24 protein-coding genes are annotated in these 19,788 nt (G+C 68.7%); 10 read left to right on the forward strand and 14 right to left on the reverse strand.

Going from position 1 to position 19,788, the window contains the following annotated elements; translation table 11 throughout:
* Positions 1 to 9 precede the first annotated feature (9 nt).
* Positions 10 to 783 carry a GNAT family N-acetyltransferase gene (locus EV193_RS32000; protein ID WP_207222895.1) on the forward strand — a complete coding sequence of 258 codons (774 nt, stop codon included), beginning with the start codon at positions 10 to 12 and terminating at the stop codon, positions 781 to 783.
* Here EV193_RS32000 and EV193_RS32005 read toward each other — a convergent pair.
* The 8 genes from EV193_RS32005 to EV193_RS32040 form a co-directional block, all read right to left on the reverse strand.
* Positions 780 to 1,373, reverse strand: coding sequence for a MerR family transcriptional regulator (locus EV193_RS32005; protein ID WP_130348704.1), 594 nt, complete (start codon positions 1,371 to 1,373; stop codon positions 780 to 782). The two genes, EV193_RS32000 and EV193_RS32005, sit on opposite strands and share 4 nt — an antisense overlap.
* Before the next feature lie 165 nt (positions 1,374 to 1,538).
* Positions 1,539 to 2,012: a bifunctional nuclease family protein gene (locus EV193_RS32010; RefSeq protein WP_130348705.1), complete on the reverse strand. Its 474-nt coding sequence runs from the start codon at positions 2,010 to 2,012 to the stop codon at positions 1,539 to 1,541.
* Between the two features lie 193 nt (positions 2,013 to 2,205).
* Positions 2,206 to 2,943, reverse strand: coding sequence for a transcriptional regulator FtsR (gene ftsR, locus EV193_RS32015; RefSeq protein WP_165401580.1), 738 nt, complete (start codon positions 2,941 to 2,943; stop codon positions 2,206 to 2,208).
* Positions 2,944 to 2,952: 9 nt separating this feature from the next.
* A complete protein-coding gene (garA, locus tag EV193_RS32020; RefSeq protein WP_130348706.1) occupies positions 2,953 to 3,396 on the reverse strand; it encodes a glycogen accumulation regulator GarA in 444 nt (147 codons plus the stop codon).
* A 120-nt stretch (positions 3,397 to 3,516) separates the two neighbouring features.
* Entirely contained in the window at positions 3,517 to 3,897 is a 381-nt protein-coding gene (gene gcvH / locus EV193_RS32025) for a glycine cleavage system protein GcvH (RefSeq protein ID WP_130348707.1), read from the reverse strand.
* Positions 3,898 to 3,958: 61 nt separating this feature from the next.
* Entirely contained in the window at positions 3,959 to 4,522 is a 564-nt protein-coding gene (clsA, locus tag EV193_RS32030; protein WP_130348734.1) for a cardiolipin synthase ClsA, read from the reverse strand.
* A 97-nt stretch (positions 4,523 to 4,619) separates the two neighbouring features.
* Positions 4,620 to 4,784, reverse strand: a complete 165-nt coding sequence (locus EV193_RS32035; protein WP_242613825.1) for an RNA methyltransferase — start codon at positions 4,782 to 4,784, stop codon at positions 4,620 to 4,622.
* Positions 4,785 to 4,991: 207 nt separating this feature from the next.
* Complete coding sequence (locus tag EV193_RS32040) at positions 4,992 to 5,825, reverse strand: crotonase/enoyl-CoA hydratase family protein (protein ID WP_130348709.1); 834 nt, start codon at positions 5,823 to 5,825, stop codon at positions 4,992 to 4,994.
* Between the two features lie 192 nt (positions 5,826 to 6,017).
* On the opposite strand from EV193_RS32040, the gene EV193_RS33575 reads away from it, so the two are divergent.
* Both EV193_RS33575 and EV193_RS32045 read left to right on the forward strand, forming a co-directional pair.
* Positions 6,018 to 6,191: a hypothetical protein gene (locus EV193_RS33575; RefSeq protein WP_165401581.1), complete on the forward strand. Its 174-nt coding sequence runs from the start codon at positions 6,018 to 6,020 to the stop codon at positions 6,189 to 6,191.
* A 40-nt stretch (positions 6,192 to 6,231) separates the two neighbouring features.
* Complete coding sequence (locus EV193_RS32045) at positions 6,232 to 7,086, forward strand: alpha/beta fold hydrolase (protein WP_130348710.1); 855 nt, start codon at positions 6,232 to 6,234, stop codon at positions 7,084 to 7,086.
* Here EV193_RS32045 and EV193_RS32050 read toward each other — a convergent pair.
* Genes EV193_RS32050 through EV193_RS32070 form a run of 5 tightly spaced genes read right to left on the reverse strand, consistent with a single transcriptional unit; the run spans position 7,063 to position 12,641 of the window.
* The gene (locus EV193_RS32050; protein ID WP_130348711.1) at positions 7,063 to 7,407 is read right to left on the reverse strand and encodes an MmcQ/YjbR family DNA-binding protein; all 345 of its coding nucleotides are present in this window, start codon (positions 7,405 to 7,407) and stop codon (positions 7,063 to 7,065) included. The two genes, EV193_RS32045 and EV193_RS32050, sit on opposite strands and share 24 nt — an antisense overlap.
* Positions 7,404 to 8,555: an RNA ligase gene (locus EV193_RS32055; protein ID WP_207222896.1), complete on the reverse strand. Its 1,152-nt coding sequence runs from the start codon at positions 8,553 to 8,555 to the stop codon at positions 7,404 to 7,406. Before EV193_RS32055 ends, EV193_RS32050 begins: the two co-directional genes overlap by 4 nt.
* A gap of 6 nt (positions 8,556 to 8,561) precedes the next feature.
* A complete protein-coding gene (gene uvrB, locus EV193_RS32060; RefSeq protein WP_278044242.1) occupies positions 8,562 to 10,724 on the reverse strand; it encodes an excinuclease ABC subunit UvrB in 2,163 nt (720 codons plus the stop codon).
* A gap of 32 nt (positions 10,725 to 10,756) precedes the next feature.
* Entirely contained in the window at positions 10,757 to 11,389 is a 633-nt protein-coding gene (locus tag EV193_RS32065) for a hypothetical protein (protein ID WP_130348713.1), read from the reverse strand.
* The gene (locus EV193_RS32070) at positions 11,379 to 12,641 is read right to left on the reverse strand and encodes a DUF5685 family protein (RefSeq protein WP_130348714.1); all 1,263 of its coding nucleotides are present in this window, start codon (positions 12,639 to 12,641) and stop codon (positions 11,379 to 11,381) included. Before EV193_RS32070 ends, EV193_RS32065 begins: the two co-directional genes overlap by 11 nt.
* Positions 12,642 to 12,767: 126 nt before the next feature.
* Between EV193_RS32070 and EV193_RS32075 the strand changes: the two genes are divergently transcribed.
* The gene (locus EV193_RS32075; protein ID WP_130348715.1) at positions 12,768 to 13,340 is read left to right on the forward strand and encodes a ribonuclease FAU-1 family protein; all 573 of its coding nucleotides are present in this window, start codon (positions 12,768 to 12,770) and stop codon (positions 13,338 to 13,340) included.
* Between the two features lie 64 nt (positions 13,341 to 13,404).
* Complete coding sequence (locus EV193_RS32080; protein ID WP_130348716.1) at positions 13,405 to 13,923, forward strand: ribonuclease FAU-1 family protein; 519 nt, start codon at positions 13,405 to 13,407, stop codon at positions 13,921 to 13,923.
* A gap of 224 nt (positions 13,924 to 14,147) precedes the next feature.
* On the opposite strand, the gene EV193_RS32085 is transcribed toward EV193_RS32080, so the two are convergent.
* A complete protein-coding gene (locus EV193_RS32085) occupies positions 14,148 to 14,624 on the reverse strand; it encodes a pyridoxamine 5'-phosphate oxidase family protein (RefSeq protein ID WP_207222897.1) in 477 nt (158 codons plus the stop codon).
* A 126-nt stretch (positions 14,625 to 14,750) separates the two neighbouring features.
* Between EV193_RS32085 and EV193_RS32090 the strand changes: the two genes are divergently transcribed.
* From EV193_RS32090 to EV193_RS32110, 5 genes are all read left to right on the forward strand, one after another.
* Positions 14,751 to 15,659, forward strand: coding sequence for an ABC transporter ATP-binding protein (locus EV193_RS32090; protein WP_130348717.1), 909 nt, complete (start codon positions 14,751 to 14,753; stop codon positions 15,657 to 15,659).
* An 11-nt stretch (positions 15,660 to 15,670) separates the two neighbouring features.
* Positions 15,671 to 16,411 carry an ABC transporter permease gene (locus EV193_RS32095; RefSeq protein ID WP_130348718.1) on the forward strand — a complete coding sequence of 247 codons (741 nt, stop codon included), beginning with the start codon at positions 15,671 to 15,673 and terminating at the stop codon, positions 16,409 to 16,411.
* 7 nt (positions 16,412 to 16,418) lie between these two features.
* Positions 16,419 to 17,789, forward strand: coding sequence for a sensor histidine kinase (locus EV193_RS32100; RefSeq protein WP_130348719.1), 1,371 nt, complete (start codon positions 16,419 to 16,421; stop codon positions 17,787 to 17,789).
* Positions 17,786 to 18,418: a response regulator gene (locus EV193_RS32105; RefSeq protein ID WP_130348720.1), complete on the forward strand. Its 633-nt coding sequence runs from the start codon at positions 17,786 to 17,788 to the stop codon at positions 18,416 to 18,418. Before EV193_RS32100 ends, EV193_RS32105 begins: the two co-directional genes overlap by 4 nt.
* A gap of 303 nt (positions 18,419 to 18,721) precedes the next feature.
* On the forward strand, positions 18,722 to 19,705 hold the full coding sequence (locus EV193_RS32110) for a DUF222 domain-containing protein (protein ID WP_130348721.1): 984 nt from the start codon (positions 18,722 to 18,724) through the stop codon (positions 19,703 to 19,705).
* The last annotated feature ends 83 nt before the right edge of the window (positions 19,706 to 19,788 follow it).

Raw genomic sequence — 19,788 nt, forward strand, 5'->3', positions numbered from 1 at the left:
ACTGTGGCCGTGCCAACACCACTGAACCCGCAGACCGTACTCGAACGGCTCGACGACCAGCTCCGCCGCAACGCCCGGACGGCCAGGCCGGAGGTGCGCATCGAGCGCGCCGACCGGGTGGTCCGCGAGATCGGCCCGAGCTGGTGCGGAATCCTCTGGTCCGATCTGGACGAGCAGAACGCGGACGGCGTGATCGCCGAGCAGGCGGCCTACTTCGCCGGGCTCGACCGCTCCTGGGAGTGGAAGCACTACGCGCACGACCGCCCGGCCGATCTTCCGGCCCGGCTGGCCGCCGCCGGGCTCACCCCCGAGGGCGAGGAGGCGCTGATGATCGCCGAGGCGAACGCGTTGCCGGAGTTCGGCGTGCCGGACGGGATCGAGCTGGTGCTGGCCAACGACGACGACGGCATTCGCGCGGCGGTCGACGTGCACGAAGAGGTGTTCGGCGGCGACCACACCGCGATCGAAGACGCGCTGCTCGCGCAGCGGGCCACCGCGCCGGACACGCTCGATCTGGTGCTCGCGCTGGCGGACGGGAAGCCGGTGTCGGCGTGCCGCAGCGAGTACGAACTGGGCACGGACTTCGTCGGGCTGTGGGGCGGCGGCACTCTGCCGGAGTGGCGCGGCCGGGGCATCTACCGCGCGATGGTCACCTTCCGCGCGAAGCGCGCCATCGAGCGCGGGTTCCGCTACCTGCGAGTGGACGCCATGCCGGACAGCCGCCCGATCCTGGCCCGCAACGGCTTCACCCGCATCGGCACCACCACGCCGTACGTGAGCTAACCGGCGTTGCGGGCGGCGCGGCGGCGGGACAGCTCGTCGTTGGTGATCGGCGCGATCGGCTCGTCCACGCCGTCGGCCCGCTCGGCCGGGAACTCGTGAATGGTGCCGCTGATCTCGCGCATCGCGCCGCTCACCGCGATGCCGAACACGCCCTGGCCGCCCTGCAGCAGGTCCACGACCTCCTCGGGCGACGTGCACTCGTACACCGTGGTGCCGTCGCTGAACAGCGTGATCTTGGCCAGGTCGCGCACCCCGCGCTGGCGCAGGTGCTCAACGGCCACGCGAATGTTCTGCAGCGACACACCCGTGTCCAACAGGCGCTTGACCACCTTGAGGACCAGCACGTCCTTGAACGAGTACAGCCGCTGCGAGCCGGACCCGTGCGCGGTGCGAATGGTCGGTTGGACGAGCGCGGTGCGGGCCCAATAGTCCAGCTGCCGGTACGTGATGCCGGCGATCTGGCAGGCGGCCGGGCCGCGGTAGCCGACGAGCTCGTCCGGCGCCGACGCGTCCGGGAACAGTTCACCCTGTTCGCCAGCGGCCTCGTCGTGCCTGTCGTGCTCAGCCCCGACCGGTCGTTCCTCGTGCACGCCTGCCTCCCCTCGCCTCGGTGCGCACCCGGTTTGGCACCGTGAATCACACCGACGCGATTCGCTTACCGATGACGGTAAGACTGGGGCGCGAGGTGGTCAACGCGACGCGCGGGCAAGCCCGTCCCGAACCTCGACTTCAGGTTGAGAGTTGGGCCACCTGGCTCAGGTGTCGGCGCCTCGGAAATCCTCCGGCGAGACCGAGTCGAGGAACTCGCGGAACTTCTCCACCTCGTCCTCCTGCTCGTCCGGGATGACCAGGCCGGCCTCCTGGAGAACGGAGTCCTCGGCGTGAATCGGCACCCCGACGCGCAGCGCCAGGGCGACGGAGTCGCTCGGCCGCGCGGACACTCGGATGTCGCCGTCGAACACCAGTTCGGCGAAGAAGGTGCCCTCGCGCAGATCGGTGATCCGCACCTGCTCGAGCTCGCGCCCGAGTGCGCCGATCACGTCTTTGAGCAGGTCATGGGTCAGCGGCCGGGCAGGCCGCACGCCCTGTTGCTCCAGGGCGATCGCGGTCGCCTCCACCGATCCGATCCAGATCGGGAGGTACCGCTCACCTTCGGTCTCACGCAGCAGCAAGATCGGCTGATTCTGAGGCAGCTCCACCCGCACGCCTACGACGCGCATCTCGCTCATCGGGCTCGCCTCCCTCCGCTCGCTCGCGCTCAGCGGTCCACTGCTTCGAGGATCGCGCATCGACAACCTCGACGCTACCCGCCACACGAATTCAATGCTGTCTCATCAGACAACGATCAACGTGACGATCCGGAAACGACGCTACCCTGCCGACCGGTCAGCAAATGATCACACCCACCATGTGGACCGGAGTTCACGTTCCGGTAACCCGGCGCAGTCCGCCCTTGACAAGTGTGGTGTGCAGCGCGACGGACAGCGAGGCCAGCTCGCGCAACACCTCGTCGGCGCGCCCGCGCGACTCCGGATCCCGCTGGCGGTACATCGGCGTCACGATCTGCTCGAGCAGCCCGACCTCCCGGTCGGCGGACGCACGGAAGGCGCGCAGGTGCCTCGGCTCGATGCCGAACTCGGTCATCCGGCGCACGGTCTTCGCCACGAGCGCCGACTCGGTGTCGTAGAAGCCCGCCGCACCCGGTCGGATCAGGCCGTACTGCTCCAACTCGCGCAGCATCGGCAGCTCGATGCCCGACTCGGCGAGCAGCTCCTCCTGGGTGAGCCGCCGGGTGGGTGTGTCGGCGAACTCGTCCGGGCTCGGCGTGCCCGCCTCGGTGCGCACCGACACCAGCGCGCGCGGCGGGCGCGGGCCGGCGGTCTCCTGCCGCTCCCCCGCCGCGGCCGCGTCGAGCTGCTCCTTGATCACCTTCAGCGGCAGGTAGTGATCGCGCTGTGCCGCGAGCACGAAACGCAGCCGCTCCACGTCGGCGGCGCTGAACTGCCGGTACCCGGCCGGTGTGCGCCCAGGCTGGATCAGGCCCTCCGACTCGAGGAACCTGATCTTGGAGATGGTGACGTCGGGGAACTCCCCGCGCAGTTGGGTGAGCACCGAACCGATGCTCAGCCCGTCACGCGCAGGGCGCCCGGCCGCCGTCACCAGGGCCGCCTAAGCGCCGGGGCCGGTCAGGAACACCAGGCGGAACTTGCCGATCTGCACCTCGTCGCCACCGGCCAGCACGGCCTGGTCGACCGGCTCCCGGTTCACGTACGTGCCGTTGAGGCTGCCCACGTCGATCACCACGAACTCGCCGCCCTCACGGCGGAACTCCGCGTGCCGGCGCGAGACGGTGACGTCGTCGAGGAAGATGTCGCTGTCCGGGTGGCGGCCCGCACTGGTGGTGTCCCGGTCGAGCAGGAACCGCGAGCCCGCGTTGGGGCCGCGCTTGACGACCAGCAGTGCCGACCCGGACGGCAGCGCGTCCACACCGGCGACACTCGGCTCCGGGGCGGGCGCCTCGGGGGCCTCCTCCGACAGGAAGTCAGCCTTGAAGACGGAGGTACGTTCCGGTGACTTCTCCGGCGGAACACCGGGCCCGTCGTTCGTACTCACCTGAGCTCTCCTCCTGGTGGTCATGAAGCGCTGAACTCTGTCAACGTACCGTGCCCCGTCCGGTGCCGGACGGGGGCTCCCCGGTTCCAGCGGTGGCCGGCCGTCGCCGACCGCGACTCGTTATTCGTTGTCCGTCAACGCTTTGTACGCCGTGGCGTCGAGCAGACCGTCGATTCCGTCGGACGGTTTGACCTCGAAGATCCACCCCTCGCCGTACGGGTCGCTGTTGATCAGCTCCGGCGAGGCGTCCAGCGCCGTGTTCACCGTGGTGATCTCACCCGCGACGGGGACGTACAGCTCCGAGACGCTCTTGGTCGACTCGATCTCGCCGACCGAGTCGCCGACCGCGAACTCCTTGCCCTCCTCGGGAAGCTGGACGAAGACGACGTCACCGAGCTGCTGCTGGGCGTAGTCGGTGATCCCGATCCGCACGGTGTCGCCCTTGACCTCGGCCCACTCGTGTTCCTCGGTGTACTTCAGCTGCTCGGGTGCCTCTGCCACTCGTGTGCCCCTTCGGGTAACCGCGCAGCGGTGCGCGGCTCGCGATCAGTTCGCGACGAGCTTACGTGCGCGCCCCGCGCAACGCCGCATGTGTCTGCACCACGTAGAGCCATCCCGACCAGAGGAACAGCGCGCCGCCCCAGATCGCGAACGCGTAGGCGATCGGGCGGGCGATCGTGGCCGCCGTCGAGCCGCCCTGGGCGAGCAGCAGCAGCGGGAAGGCGTACATCAGGTTGAAGGTGGCCGCCTTGCCGACGTAGGTGACCTCGGGCGGCGCGAAACCGGCACGGCCGAGCAGCCAGATGCACGCGCCGACGATCAGGTCACGGGCCACGAGCAGCGCGGCGACCCACCACGGCACAATGTCCCTGATCACGAACGCGATCAGCGTGGCGGCGGTGTACAGCCGATCGGCGGCCGGGTCGAGCATGGCGCCGAACTTGCTGGCCTGGTTGAGCCAGCGGGCGATCTTCCCGTCGAGCCAGTCGGTGATGCCGCTGGCGACGAGCACGGCGAGCGCCCAGCCGTCCGCCTTGGGGCCGAGCAGCAGCCACAGGAACAGCGGCACGCCGGCGAGCCGGATGATGCTGAGGACGTTCGGGACGGTCAGCAGCCGGTCGGACAACTCGGATCCGGCCGGGCCGTCGACTGGGCCCTTCTCTGGGCCGTCGGTGCGCGCTTCGGACGCCTGGGACACCGGATCAGCCTGCCACAACAGAGGGTCAGCGGGCGGGTCGGTGGCTCCAGCCGCGACGCCGCATGTCGTCGCTGGTGAGCGCCTGTGGCCGGCGACGGCTGTCCAGGCCCACCCAGCGCGGGCGCCCGTGCCCTTCGAGCACGTACGCGTGGCCCTGGCTCCACACGACGCTGAACGGCATCGTGGGCAACTGGGCCAACCTCTGGGCTGTGTCTGCCTTGGCAATCATTTTCTTCCCCTACCTCCATCAGGGGCATCGGGCACCGGGTGTGCTCCGTTAACCGCTGTCCACAGTGTGGACGCAAGCACTGACAGTTCCGTTCCAGTACGGGCGCGCGCCACGCGCGTGCGATCAACGGTCAGCGGACGTCGCCGAGAGGTGTGTCACAGAACGGCGTCACTGACCGCCGAAGGTCGGTGGGCGCCGTTCGAGGAACGCCTGCACCGCTTCACCGAGGTCCTTGCTCGGCAGGAACGCGGAGTTCCACGCCCCGACGTAGCGCAGCCCGGCGGCCACCCGCTGCTCGCGGTCCACCCCGAGCACGTCCTTGACGCCCTGCACGACCAGCGGCGGATTGCCGGCGATCTCGGCCGCCAGTTCGCTCGCGGCGACGCGCAGCGCCTCCTGGTCCGGGTACACGTCGTTGACCAGATCGATCGTCTCGGCGCGCGCCGCGTCGATGTCCTTGCCGGTGTAGGCCAGCTCGCGCAGGTGGCCCTCGCCGATGATCCCGGACAGCCGCTGCAGGCTGCCGAGGTCGGCCACGATGGCGACCTTGACCTCGCGCACGCTGAACTTCGCGGTGGCGTCGGCGAGCCGGATGTCGGCCGCGGCGATGACGTCCACACCGCCCCCGATGCACCAGCCGGACACCGCGGCGATCACCGGCTTGCGGCACTCCACGATCGAGTTCACCGCCGCCTGCATGGTGCGCAGCTCGGCGAGGAAGTGGGTGCGCGGCGCGGCCAGCCCGTCGCCGGTGAGCAGCTCGGCCCAACTCGGCATCATCGCCGGAAGGTCCAGCCCGTAGGAGAAATTGGGCCCGCTGCCCGTGATGATGATCACGCGGACGGTCTGGTCCGCGTCGAGGGCGCGGAACACCATCGGTAGTTCACGCCAGAAGTCGGGGCCCATCGCGTTGCCCTTGCCGGGGCCGAGCAACGTCACCTCGGCGACATGCTCGGTGCGCCGCACACGCAGGGAGACCAGGTTTTCCAGCTCGTCGGTCATGGGTCCCATCCTGGCCTACGACGCGGCCCGGACGGCGAACAGCCTCGGCCATGACTACTCCTAGTGGTAGCCGACCGGTTACCGGTTTCCACCTTTCGTGTGACGGACAGAAGTAACGGGGTCCTCGAAACGTCTGTCAAGCTTGGACAATAGGGTTGGACCGAGTTTTGGGGACTTCTCGGGAGGGAAGGCATGGCAACACAGAGCGTGGCGGCGACACCCATCTTCGACGAGCTGCTCCGTGAGATGGCCGTCCGCGTCGAGCCGGCCGACTCGCAGAAGGAGGCCGCGGCCGCCGACGGCGCGAACGCGGCGGACACGGACGCCGAGTCGCCGAAGCAACAAAGCAAGCACCGGGCCGACTGACAGGCGCCCGGTTCCACCGTTCCGTGGGATCCTCACCGGGATGGCAACGAACACAGCGATACCCGCGGTGACCGAGACCGGCTCGTCGTTCACGGTCGACGGACACCGCCTGGCGTACACCGAACACGGCGAAGGCGAGTCGGTCGTCGTACTTCTGCATGGCCAGCTCATGACGAGGCGCATGCACGTGCCACTGGCCAGAACCCTTGCGGCGCAAGGGTTCCGCGTCGTCACACTCGATCTGCTCGGGCACGGGGAGTCCGATCGCCCGACCTCGCCGTGGCACTACTCGATGACCGCGTGGGCGCAGCAGGTCGTCGCGCTGCTCGAACACCTCGACGTGCCGCGCGCGGTCGTCGGCGGGACCTCGCTCGGCGCGAACGTGTCGCTCGAGGTGGCGGTGGCAGCGCCCGATCGGCTGCACGGGCTGGTGGTCGAGATGCCGGTGCTGGACAACGCGGTCGTGGCCGGCCTGATCGCGTTCGCGCCGATCCTGCTCACCGCGCGGTTCGTGCCGTCGGCCGTCTCCGCGCTCGCCTGGGCCGCCGGCAAGGTCCCGCGCGGGCAGCAGTGGGTCGACGTCGTCACCGACACGCTCCAGCAGCGGCCCGAGCCCATGGTGGCGACTATGACCGGGATCTTCTTCGGACGGGTGGCGCCGCCCAAGTCGATACGACACGAGATCGAGACGCCGGCACTGGTGATCGGCCACCGGCGCGATCCGGTGCACCCGTTCGGGGACGCGGACATGCTGGCCTCGGAGATGGCCGACGCGACGTTCGTGGAGGCGGACAGCCCGTTCGAGCTGCGCTTCCGGCCGGCCCGGCTGACCGAGGTGATCAGCCGGTTCGTTGCGGAACGGTTCGCCGGTTCAGGGGCGCTTCGCCTTGGGTAACCTCGACACGATCTCGTCGTAGGAACGGTCGACCAATTCGCGCACCTCGTCGTCCGGAATTCCGCCCTCGAACCGCACGGAGTTCCAGCCGTATCGCCCGATGTAGGCGCTGATCGTGACGTCGTCCGGGTACCGTTCCCGCCATTCGGCGGCTTCTTCGGAATTCCGGCCGCATTTCAGGCTGGCGCTGCCACCGCTGAGCCCGATGAACGCGAACCCCTTGTCCCCCACCTTGGCGACGATTTCCTCCTCGCCCCATGGATACGTTTCCTGGGCACCCGGTTTGGCGAGGCAGTACGCCACGAACTCGTCGGTGTTCACTCCGCTTCCTCCGGCCGTGCGAAATAGGGCTGCTCGTGTTCCGGCCGCACGTGCGCCCACGCCTGCGGCACGAGCGACCGCCCGTCGAGCGCGGCGAACACCATGCTCTTGTGCGGGTGGTCCTTGACGCGCGCGGCGACCTCGGCTCTCGGCAGGTCGCGGAGCCCGGCCAGGTCATGCTCGACGGACACGATCAGCTCGCGCACCTGACGGGCGAGATCGGCGATCGTCGTGTCGATCCAGTCGGTGAACTCCTCCGGCGCGATCCGCCGGATCGTGGCACGCCAGTCCGGGTCGGCCATGATCCCGTCCACGTCGGCCGGGTCCAGCTTGAGCGCCTGCGCGATCCGCTTGGCCGGCACGTTCGCGTCGGCGGCGGCGATGGCGTGCACGGCCGCGCGCTGCCACAGCCGGCGCGCGGTGAACCCGGTGAGCAGGCGGTGCAGCGTGACGTAGTCGTTCTGCTTGATCTTCACGCGCAGGCCGGACGCGAAGTGCACGACCAGCCCTTCACGCCCCGGCCTCGCCGGCGCGGCCAGCGCCTCGGCGAAGGTGCGGTATCCGAACGACTCCACGATCGGTCCTGCCCAGCCGACCGAGTTCTGGCCCGACGTGCTGTCGCCGGTGTCGATGTCGACAACGCCGAGCAGCACGAGATCGTCGAAGGCGCCGTAGTCGACGACGATCCGGTTCTCCGGATAGATGATCTCGAACAGCGCCGTTCCGCCAGAGGGCGGCCGCCAGTCCGGGTAGCGCGCCCGCAGCACCGCCGTCGCGTGTCGCGCCTGGTTGCTCACGAACGACCCGCGAGTGGCCACGGCGACACCGTCCGGCGTGCCGTAGACGATTCCGAGAGAACCGTCGGCCTTGTCCGTGACGACGCATTTCTCGCCCGGATCGAATGCGACACCCGGCTCGTCATGATTGAAGAACTTCGGAAAGGGACGCGCCACCACCTCGCCCGTTCCGTGGTCGAAGATCAGCCCTCGGCACGTCCGGGTGACCGCGTTCCACACCCGTTCGTACTGTGCTTTCTCCGTGTAGTTGAGAATGGTGAGCGGCAGTGTCGGATGCGATTCCGTGCGTACATACCTGCCCGCGGTCATCTCCGCGAGCAGGTCGCCGTCGAACAGATCCTCGAGCCGCACCGGTGCCTACTTCACACCGGCCGCGTCCATGCCGCGCAGTTCCTTCTTCAGATCGTGGATCTCGTCGCGCAGCCGCGCGGCGAGCTCGAACTGCAGCTCGCGGGCGGCGTTCATCATCTGGTCGGTCAGCTGCTGCACCAGGTCGGCGAGCTGCGCGCGCGGCATGTTCGAGATGTCCTTCTCGTTGTACACACCCGAGCTCTTCGCGCCGCCCGGCTCGCCCGCGGCCCGTTTGCCGCGCGAGACGTTGCGCCCGGAACCGCCGACCGGGACGGCGCCCTCCTCGGCCTCGTTGTAGACCTGGTCGAGGATGTCGGCGATCTTCTTGCGCAGCGGCTGTGGATCGAGGCCCTTCTCGGTGTTGTACGCGATCTGCTTGGCACGCCTGCGATTCGTCTCGTCGATGGCGTGTTGCATCGAGTCGGTGATCCGGTCCGCGTACATGTGCACCTGGCCGGACACGTTGCGCGCCGCGCGGCCGATCGTCTGGATCAGCGACGTGCCACTGCGCAGGAAGCCCTCCTTGTCGGCGTCCAAAATGGACACCAGGGACACCTCCGGTAGGTCCAGCCCCTCGCGCAGCAGGTTGATGCCGACCAGCACGTCGTAGTCGCCCAACCTCAACTGCCGCAACAGTTCCACCCGCCGCAGGGTGTCGACCTCGGAGTGCAGATAGCGCACCCGGACGCCCAGTTCGAGCAGATAGTCGGTCAGGTCTTCCGACATCTTCTTGGTCAACGTGGTGACCAGGACCCGCTCGTCCTTCTCCGCGCGCGTGCGGATCTCGTGCACCAGGTCGTCGATCTGGCCCTCGGTCGGCTTGACGATCACCTCGGGGTCGATCAGCCCGGTCGGACGGATCACCTGCTCGACGAACTCGCCGCCGGCCTGCTCCATCTCGTACGGGCCCGGCGTCGCCGACAGGTACACCGTCTGGCCGATCCGATCCTGGAACTCCTCCCAGGTCAGCGGCCGGTTGTCCATGGCGCTCGGCAGCCGGAAACCGTGCTCCACGAGCGTGCGCTTGCGGGACGCGTCGCCTTCGTACATGCCGCCCACCTGCGGCACCGTCACGTGCGACTCGTCGACCACGAGGAGGAAATCCTCCGGGAAGTAGTCGAGCAGCGTGGCCGGCGCGGAACCGGCGTCACGGTGGTCGATGTGCCGCGAGTAGTTCTCGATGCCGGAGCAGAACCCGACCTGCCGCATCATCTCGACGTCGTACTGGGTGCGCATGCGAAGTCTTTGCGCCTCAAGGAGTTTGCCCTGCTTCTCCATCTTCGCGAGCTGCTGCTCCAACTCGGACTCGATGCCGCCGATCGCCCGCTCCATGCGCTCCGGCCCGGCCACGTAGTGCGTCGCCGGCGAGATCCGCAGCACCTGCTCCTGCCTGATCACGTCACCGGTGAGCGGGTGCAGGTAGTACAGCGCCTCGACCTCGTCGCCGAAGAACTCGATGCGCACGGCGAGCTCCTCGTAGGCGGGGATCACCTCGACGGTGTCGCCGCGCACCCGGAACGTGCCGCGTGCGAACGCCACGTCGTTGCGGGTGTACTGGATGTCGACCAGCGCGCGCAGCAGCGTCTCCCGCTCGACCTCCTGGCCGACCTGCAGCGCGATCGTGCGGTCGAGGTACTCCTGCGGGTTGCCGAGGCCGTAGATGCAGGACACGGACGCGACCACGATCACGTCCCTGCGGGACAGCAGGCTCCAGGTGGACGAGTGCCGCAGCCGCTCCACGTCCTCGTTGACCGACGAGTCCTTCTCGATGTAGGTGTCGGTCTGCGGGACGTAGGCCTCAGGCTGGTAGTAGTCGTAGTAGCTGACGAAGTACTCCACGGCGTTGTCCGGGAAGAACCCGCGCAGCTCGTTGGCCAACTGGGCGGCGAGCGTCTTGTTCGGCGCGATCACGAGTGTCGGCCGTTGCAGGCGCTCGACGAGCCACGCGGTGGTCGCCGACTTGCCGGTGCCGGTCGCGCCGAGCAGCACGATGTCCTGCTCGCCGGATGTGACCCGCCGTTCCAACTCGTCGATGGCCTGCGGCTGGTCGCCCGCCGGCTGGTAGTCGCTGACCATGCGGAACCGGCCCGCCCGGCGCGGAATGTCGCCAATGGGCCGGAACTCCGAGTACGCCTTGACGGTGTTGCTGACCTGGTTCTCTGGTGCCACGCAAACGAGGCTACGCGCGCCCTCCGACAGTCTCAGATCGGCGGCAGGGTGACGATCCGGCGCGGTGCGGCGTCCGTGTCCAGCTCATCGCGCGCCTCGGGGTTGCGCCAGTAGAACCGCAGCGCGGTGAGCACGACACCCGGATCGTGCCGCAACTCGCGGTGTCCCACGAACGGCGGGTTCTTCGCGCGCAGGCCCGCCATCGACTTCCGCCAGTTGGACGCACCCGCCGGGATCTCCTCGGGCGTCACGGTGAAGCCGATGCCCTCGACAGTGGTGCTGCCGGCGAGGTGGGTCCTCGGCGCGATGTCCTCGATCCGCTCCCAGGTCAGCAGCGCCGTGCCGCCGATCATGGCGATCACCACGCCGTCCTCCGCGATCGTGATCGACCGAGGGTTGCCGCGCCCGGTCAGCAGATGCCTCACGGGCACCCACACGAAGACGACGCCGAGTGTGCCGAGCAGGGCGACGCCGATCAGGGACAGCACCTCGTTGTCGACGATCACGCCCTTGAGCAGCACGGCGGCGCAGACCAGGAACAGCACGCCAAGCACGGAGACCACGACCATGAACAGCCGCCGCTGCCGCAGCGCGAACCGCACCCCGCGAAGCCGCCGGCCGTCCACGGTGACCTCGCCGATCCGGGCCGGACGGTCAGCAGTCACAGCCACAGCAGTCGCAGTCACTGCAGCAATCGCAACAGTCGCACCCGCTGCAGCAGTCGCAGTCGCAGTTGTGGCACCAGCCGGACTTCGGCTCGCCGGTCCACGGATCCATGTACGGGTCCGCGCAGCAGTACTGGCAGGTGCAGCACAGCAGCAACGCCATACCGCAGCCGGCCGCCGTGCCGCGGCGCTTGCCCCACTTGGGACCTTCGGGCTTCTCCGGCCCGCCGGGGCCTCCCGGGCCACCGGGACCGCCGGGCGGCGGCGGGCCGGGCTGCCACCCCGGCGGCGGAGGTGGCGGAGGCGGGCGCCAGCCGGGCGGCGGGGGCGGACCCGGGCGTGGCGGAGGCGGTGGGCGGTGGCCGTGTCCCTGCCCGTGTCCCTGGGGCTGACCGTGCAGGTGGCCGAAGGTCCGCGTGACGGCTTGGCGCAGTTCGTGCACGAGCAGCGCGTGCACCAGCGCGCTGTCGGCGAAGGTCGCCTCGCGCAGGGCCAGCTGCACGCCGAGCACCGCGTCCTTGCACAGCCGCAGCGCCTCGTCGTAGGCGGTCTGGGTGGCCAGCAACGGGTTCCACGCACCGGTGGCGGCGTCCTCGGTGAGGTCCTCCACCGCGTCGAGCAGGTGCGCCACCCGCCCGAACATGCGGCCGGCCTCGCGCAGCGGCGCCACGTTCTCCGGGCGGCCGGCGAGCACCGCGGTGTGCGCGAACGCCTCGGCGGTCGCCGTCTCGGTCGGCTCGGTGGCCAGCAGCACCGAGCTGCCCAGCCCCACCTCCGACTCCACCAGTTCCTGCCGGGTGACCGCGTCGAGCAGGACGGCGGTGTCGAACCCGATCCGCGAGCCGGTCTCCCCGCCTTGGCGCGCCCACCGGGTGGCGACCGTGCGCGCCATGCCGGCCACCACGGGACGGCGGAACGGGCCGTCGCCGTCGAGCACGTGGTCGCGCACCTTGGCCGAGGCGAGCACGAGCGACACGGACGCGGCGAGCCGGGCACCCTCGCCCTGTGCCACCTTCGCCACGCGCAGGCCGCGCAGCGGGCACGGCCCGGCCAGCCTGCGGTCCGACGCTCCACTCGCCGACTGGGCCTCGACGAGCGCGGAGATCACCAGGCCGTCGTAGTTGGTGACACAGCGCGCGAGTTGGCCGTGGTCGTCGCGCAGCGCGAGACACAGCCCGCAGAGGTGAGCCAGCCACGACTGCCGCAATCCGGGCGACAGCCGATGTTTGCAGGGCTTGATGATCCCGAACATGGCACCCCTCGGGTCCAGTGATCAACGCGTGAACGCGCGAGATCGTATCCACATTCACCCGTTCGGACGCGTGGAATGCACGAACAGACGTCGCGAGGGTGATCGAGGATGTGAACGATGGCGTCGATGAGTGCTATTCGCGACGCCGTGCCCCTGTCCGCCCCACGTGAGAACGTCGAGGCTGTGCGCCACATCCACCGCCCGAAGGTCGAGGTGTTCGACACCGAGGCCGGCACCAACACCGACCCGAAAGGGTTCGTGCGGGCGGTCGACGAGTACCGGATGACCGACTTCGGCCTGTACATGGCGCGCGCGATGCCCGGCCACCCGCGGATGCGCTACATGGTGTCCTGGCTGCTCCCTGACCTGGGACTACGGGTGAACGACTGGCGGTGGCACCCGGGGCACGAGGAGGAGTTGGACTTCTACGTCGACGTCGTGGACATCGAGCGGGACGGGCCGACGTGGCACACCCGTGACCTTTACCTCGACGTCACCGTGTACACAGGTAGGCGGCTGGAGGTACTCGACACCGACGAGCTCCTGGCCGCCGTGCTGGCGGGGCTGATCGACGCGGACGCCGCCCAGCGCGCACTGGAGCGTGTCAACCGGACGGTCGACGGGCTAGCGTCGCACGGGTACGACGTCGGCGAATGGCTTGCCCCGCAAGGGATCCATCTCACGTGGCCGCCCAAATAGCGGCTTGGTAACGAATCTCGGCCGGTGATCACGCGGCGCACGGTTACCGCTACGCTCTGGCGGCGTGGGAACGGTCATCACGCCTCAGCTGATCGACATCATCGATCCGGTTTCCGCGGTTCGCACCTATTCGTCCGGCACGGTGCAGAGACTGCGGACCTGCGAGATCGAGCGGTGGGGCCTGCGCGTGGAATGTCCCACGCCCGACGATCCGTTCCACGATCTCGAGGTCAGCTGGCTGCTGCCGGATCTGAACCTCCGGCTGACCCACCAGCGGCCACGCTCCCGGCACGCGCGCCGCGAGCCGAGCGTGCTGACCGCGGTGCGGATCTACCGCGCCGGCCAGGCCTGGCGCACCACCGACCTGCTGCTCGGGCTGTCGGCGATGGGCGGCCGGACCGCGCGGATCGTCCAGTGCGAGGAGTTCGCCGCGGCGGTGGCCGGGCGGGTGCTGCGGCCGGGTGACGCGAACCTGGCGCTGCACACGGTGCACAAGACGCTCGAGGAGCTCAGCCACTTCCGGCACGACGTCGGCGCGTGGCTGTCGGCCAAGCACATCTTCGAGGTCTGGCCTCCGTTCTGACGGTCTACAGTGGACATCCACAATGGACAATGAGACGCCCACCGAGTTCCGCACGGGATCGGCAAGGTCGCGCGCCGCGAGCTGGCGCTGAACGGCTACACCCGGTACGACAAGCTGACCGCCGTCAGTGCCGCCGAGCTGCTGCGGATTCACGGGATCGGGCCCAAGTCGATCCGAATCCTGCGCGCGGAGCTGGCCGAACGGGGCCTCTCGTTCGCCGGTGACTAGAGGCTGATCGCGACGCGCCGGTCGATGCCGGTGCCGTGCACCGGATGCCGGCCCGGCACGTGTACCTCGTGCTCGCTGACCCGCGCGCGATACAGCCGCAGGTCGCCCGGCGCGCGCAACTCGTCGGCGGTGAACGCGCGCAGACCGGCGAACTGTCGCCCGTTGGCCGCGTCCAGGCACGACTCCAGCTCGTCGTCGGGCACCTGCTCGGCGCTGGCGATCAGGTACACCGCCTGGCCGGCGCCGATCTCGGCAGTCGAGTCGAAGATGACGATGCTGATCTCGGGGCGCTCGGCGATGTTGCGCGAGTGGTGCGACTCGGGTGAGGAGAACCAGTACACCAGCGAGAAGCCGTCCGGGGCGAAGTACACCGGTGACACCCTGGGCCGGCCGTCCGGGTCGACGGTGCCCAGCACCATGTACCGGTTGGCGTCGATGAGCGTGCGCGCCTGCTCGGCGAGGTCGTCGGTCACCCGGCCATTGTCCCCAGTGGACGGTCCGGGTCAACCGATCGGTTGACCGGCGGTCAGTCCGAGCCGCCTGGACGTGTAGCCGCGCGGGCGATCCGGCGGACCCGTCTCGGCGGCACTCTTCTTGTCATGGCGATCATCGAAGTACGAGACCTCGTCAAGAGGTACGGGGACACCACCGCGGTGGACGGGGTGTCGTTCTCCGTCGAGGAGGGCGAGATCTTCGGAATCCTCGGCCCGAACGGCGCGGGGAAGACCACCACGGTCGAGTGCATCGAGGGGCTCAGGACCCGCGACGGCGGATCGATCTCGGTCCTGGGCCACGACCCGGCCGACGACTCGACGGAACTGCGTGAAGTGCTCGGCGCGCAGCTGCAGGAGAGCCAGCTGCCGGACAAGATCAAGGTGCGCGAGGCGCTGGAGCTGTACAGCTCCTTCTACCGCTCCCCTGCGGACTGGAACCGGCTGCTGGAGATCCTGGGGCTGACCGAGAAGAGGGAGACGCAGTTCCGCCGGTTGTCCGGCGGCCAGAAGCAGCGGCTGTCGATCGCGCTGGCGCTGATCGGCACCCCCAAGATCGCGGTGCTGGACGAACTCACCACCGGGCTGGACCCGGCCGCGCGCCGGGACACCTGGAGCCTGATCGAGAACGTCCGCGACTCCGGCGTGACGATCCTGCTCGTTACGCACTTCATGGAGGAGGCCGAGCGGCTCTGCGACCGGCTGGCCGTGATCGACTCCGGGAAGGTCGTCGCGGTGGACAGCCCGGCCGGGCTCGTGTCCACAGTGGACGACGAGCAGCGGATCAGGTTCCGGCCGTCCGCGCCGCTGGACGAGCGGCTGCTGCTGGACCTGCCGGACGTGTGCGACGTGCAGCGCGCCGGCTCGCACATCGTGGTCACCGGCAACGGCAACGCGCTCAACGCGGTGACGTCGCTGTTGGCGCGCAAGCAGATCATCGCCGCGGAGCTGCGGGTCGAACAGGCGAGCCTGGACGACGCCTTCCTCGCGCTCACCGGCCGCAAGATCGACAACTGAGGGGGAAGACGATGACCGGACTGGCCAAGCTGACCACGACCGAGGCGAAGCTGTTCTTCCGGGAACCGGCAGGAGTGTTCTTCATCCTGGTGTTCCCGGTGCTGCTGCTGTGCGTGCTCGGCGCGATCCCGGCCTTCCGCGAGCCCGACCCGAACATGGGCGGCGCGCGCACGATCGAGTTGTACGTGCCGATCGTCATCTCGATGACCATCGCGTTGTTCTCGCTGTCCGGGCTGCCGGGCGAGCTGGCCATGTACCGGGAGCGCGGCATCCTGCGGCGGATCGCCACCACGCCGGTCCGACCGTCGATGATGCTCGCCGCGCAGCTGATCGTCTTCATGATCATGGCGATCGGTGTGACCGTGGTGCTGCTCGCCATCGGTCGGCTCGTGTTCGACGTGGATCTGCCCAAGCAGCCGTTGGCCTACTTCCTGATGTACCTGCTCACCGTGGGGACCATGCTGTCGCTCGGGCTGCTGATCGCCGCCGTGGTGCGCAGCGGCAAGGCGGCCGGCGCGGTCGGCCAGGTGCTGTTCTTCCCGACGCTGTTCTTCGCCGGCCTGTGGCTGCCGAGGGCCGCGATGCCCGAGGTACTGCGGAACATCTCCGACTTCACGCCGCTCGGGGCCGGAGTGCAATCATTGACCGACGCCGCGAGCGGCAGCTGGCCGCAGCTGCTGCACGTCCTGGTCATGGTGGCCTGGACGGCGATCACCGCGACCGCGGCGGCCAAGCTGTTCAAATGGGAATGAGTGTGCGATGAAGACCCCCCACCCCGACGCCGCGGTCACCGCCGTGGATCGGGAGAACGGGTTCGACGTCTGGGAGCGCCAGGAGAACAAGCTCTTCGCGGCGCTCCCCTATCTCCTGCTGGCCACATCGGTCGTGATCACCCTGCTCCAGTTGGACAGGGTCGGCCACCTCCACAGCGTCGTGCTGGTCGCGCCGGCCGCGGCGCTGTGGACGATGTGGTGGTACACGCTGCACCCGGAATGGCCGCGTACCCGTCCCGACCTGATGGGGATCTACTACGTCGGGTTCCTGGCCTTCTGCGCGGCCCTTGTCGCCGACGCGCCCTGGTTCGCGATCTACGCCTGGGTCGGCTACGTCCACGCGTTCGACTGCCTGCGGGGCCTGTGGCGGATCCCGGGAATCGGCGCTACCGCGGTCCTGATGGCGACCGCACAGGTGGGCGGTGTGGAGAAGCTCCCGGAAGCCGGGTTGGCGACGTGGCTGGTCATCTTCGCGATGAACGCCGCGGTCGCCGGGGCGTTCGCCTACCTCGGTTACCGCACCAGCGAGCAGAACGAGAAGCGCAAGCAGGCCGTCCATGATCTGGAGGACGCGAACCGCAAGCTCGAGGACGCGCTGGAGGAGAACGCCGGCCTGCACGCGCAGTTGCTCGCCCAGGCGCGAGAGGCCGGCGCGCTGGACGAGCGGCAGCGGCTGGCCAGCGAGATCCACGACACGCTTGCGCAGGGCTTCACCGGGATCGTCACCCAGTTGCAGGCCGCCGAGCAGGCCAAACACGACCCGGTGCGCTGGCAGCGGCACCTGGATACGGCGGCGGCGCTCGCCCGGGAGAACCTGGCCGAGGCGCGACGCTCGGTGCACGCGCTGAGCCCGGAGGCGCTGGACGCCGCGCCGCTGCCCGATGCGCTGGCCGACGTCGTGCGCCGGTGGTCGGACATCCACGGCGTGCGCGCGGACTTCACCACGACCGGCACGCCCCGGCCGATGCACCCCGAGCTGGAGGCGACGCTGCTGCGGGTCACACAGGAGGCGCTGTCCAACGTCGGCAAGCACGCGCAGGCGTCGCGGGTCGGGCTGACACTGTCCTACATGGAGGATCAGATCACGCTCGACGTGCGCGACGACGGCGTGGGGTTCGACCAGAATTCGTTGCCCGGCAACGGAAAGCAGGGCGGCTTCGGGCTGACCGGGATGCGCCGGCGGTTGCAGCGGCTGGCCGGATCGCTCAGCATCGAGTCCGAAGTGGACGGTGGGACGGCGATCTCCGCGTCGCTGCCCGCGCTGGAGGCGCCGCAGGACGTGCCGCCGACGCACGCGCCGGACGGGCTGCTCACCATCGACACCTCCGCCTCCATCCAGGAAGGACAGTCCAGGTGACGATCAGGCTGCTGATCACTGATGACCACCCGATCGTTCGGGACGGGTTGCGCGGGATCTTCACGGTGGACGAAGGCTTCGAGGTCGTGGGTGAGGCGGCGGACGGCACTGAGGCGGTGACCCTGGCCGAGAAACTGCGGCCGGACGTGGTGCTGATGGATCTTCGTATGCCCGGGGCCGATGGCGTCTCGGCGATCACGGAGCTGGCGGCGCGGGGGAATCCGGCGAAAGTGCTCGTGCTGACGACGTATGACACGGACTCGGATGTGCTGCCGGCGATCGAGGCTGGTGCGACGGGGTATCTGCTGAAGGACGCGCCTCGGGAGGAGTTGTTCCGTGCGGTGCGGGCGGCGGCTCGGGGTGAGGCGGTGTTGTCGCCGGCGGTGGCGAGTCGGCTGATCGGGCAGATGCGGGCGCCGGCGAAGGAGCCGTTGTCTGCGCGTGAGTTGGAGGTGCTGGGGCTGATCGCGGATGGGCGCACGAATAAGGATGCGGCGCGGAAGTTGTTCATCAGTGAGGCGACGGTGAAGACGCATCTGCTGCATGTGTATGCGAAGTTGGGGGTGAACGATCGGGCGGCCGCGGTGGCACAGGCTTTCAAGCTTGGTCTGCTGGGTGGTGGCTCGTAGGTTCGCGAGTTCCGCGCTGTGCACTGGCGAGTTCCGCGCTATGCATCGGCGTGGGGGTGGCTCCTGGGGTGGCACTGGGGGTGTGGCGGCGCGGAATTGTGCGGGCCGATACTCACAAGTCAAGGGCGCCTACGGCGTCGCTACGCGACTCGCTTCGCTCGCCCTGGACTTGTGAGCCTCGATCGGCCCTAACGGCTGGCGCTACGGGCAGGCTCCGCCTGCCTTTTGCCCGTACCGCGCCGCCACACCTTTCTGCTTTCGATTCACCCCATAGTGGCCGGTCGAATTGGGTAGAATCGAGGTATGAGGGGACAGCAACTCATCGACGAGCTCCGGGCTCGCGAAACCCACATTCGACAACTCGAATACGAGCGACTTCAACTCGTCCACGAAATCCATGAGCAAGGCCTCGCGAAAGAAATGGGCGCCTACTCCACGGCATCGTTCCTGCGGGACACGGTGCGGATCTCACCCGCCGACGCACGACGGCGAGTAGCCGACGCCAACGCCCTGTTCGGCTCCACCACACTGACCGGCCAACCCATCGAAGCGCAGCTCCCCGTCACGGCGCAGGCACTCGCCGACGGCGTGATCAGCCGAGACCACGTACAGATCGTGCGCACCACCATCGACAAACTCCCAGCCGAGCACCACGCCGACGTCGAACAACTCCTCGTGGACGAAGCCCACCGCTTCGACCCCGTGAAACTCGGCAAGCTCGCCCTCCGGACGAGGGCTCACCTGCAGCCCGAACAGGTTGTCCTGGAAGAGCAAGCTGCCCGCAAGCGCATGGAATTCTCCATGATCGAAGACATCGACGGCACCATCCTCCTACGCGGACGACTCTCACCCGAATGCGCCGAAGTGTTGAAAGCAGCACTCTCACCACTGGCGAAACCCGCCGGAAAAGACGACAACCGATCCGCCACACGGCGATGGGCCGACGCGCTCATCGAGTTGGCGCACCGCATCCTCAACTCAGACACACTCCCCCAAGACGGCGGCCGGCGGCCGCACCTGGCGATCACGATTTCTTACGAACAACTCCGCGACCAGATCGGCCTCGGCCGAGGCGACTTCGGAGCACTCATCACCCCACAAACCATTCGGCAGTTCGCCTGCGACGCGGGCATCACACCCATCGTGTTGAACAGCGAAGGCCAACCACTCGACGTCGGACGCGAAGAACGACTCGTCACCAAGGCCATTCGAGCCGCACTCATCGCCCGCGATAAGGGCTGCTCATTTCCTGGGTGCGACCGGCCACCAGAATGGCAATACCACTAAGTTAAGCTTTGTTGGTTCCATGGAATGTTGAACACGCCGCGTTAAATTGACTGGTATGGGTGGTCTGGTTAGTATCATTCTGG

The sequence above is a fragment of the Herbihabitans rhizosphaerae genome (genome assembly GCF_004216555.1).
Lineage (GTDB): Bacteria > Actinomycetota > Actinomycetes > Mycobacteriales > Pseudonocardiaceae > Herbihabitans > Herbihabitans rhizosphaerae.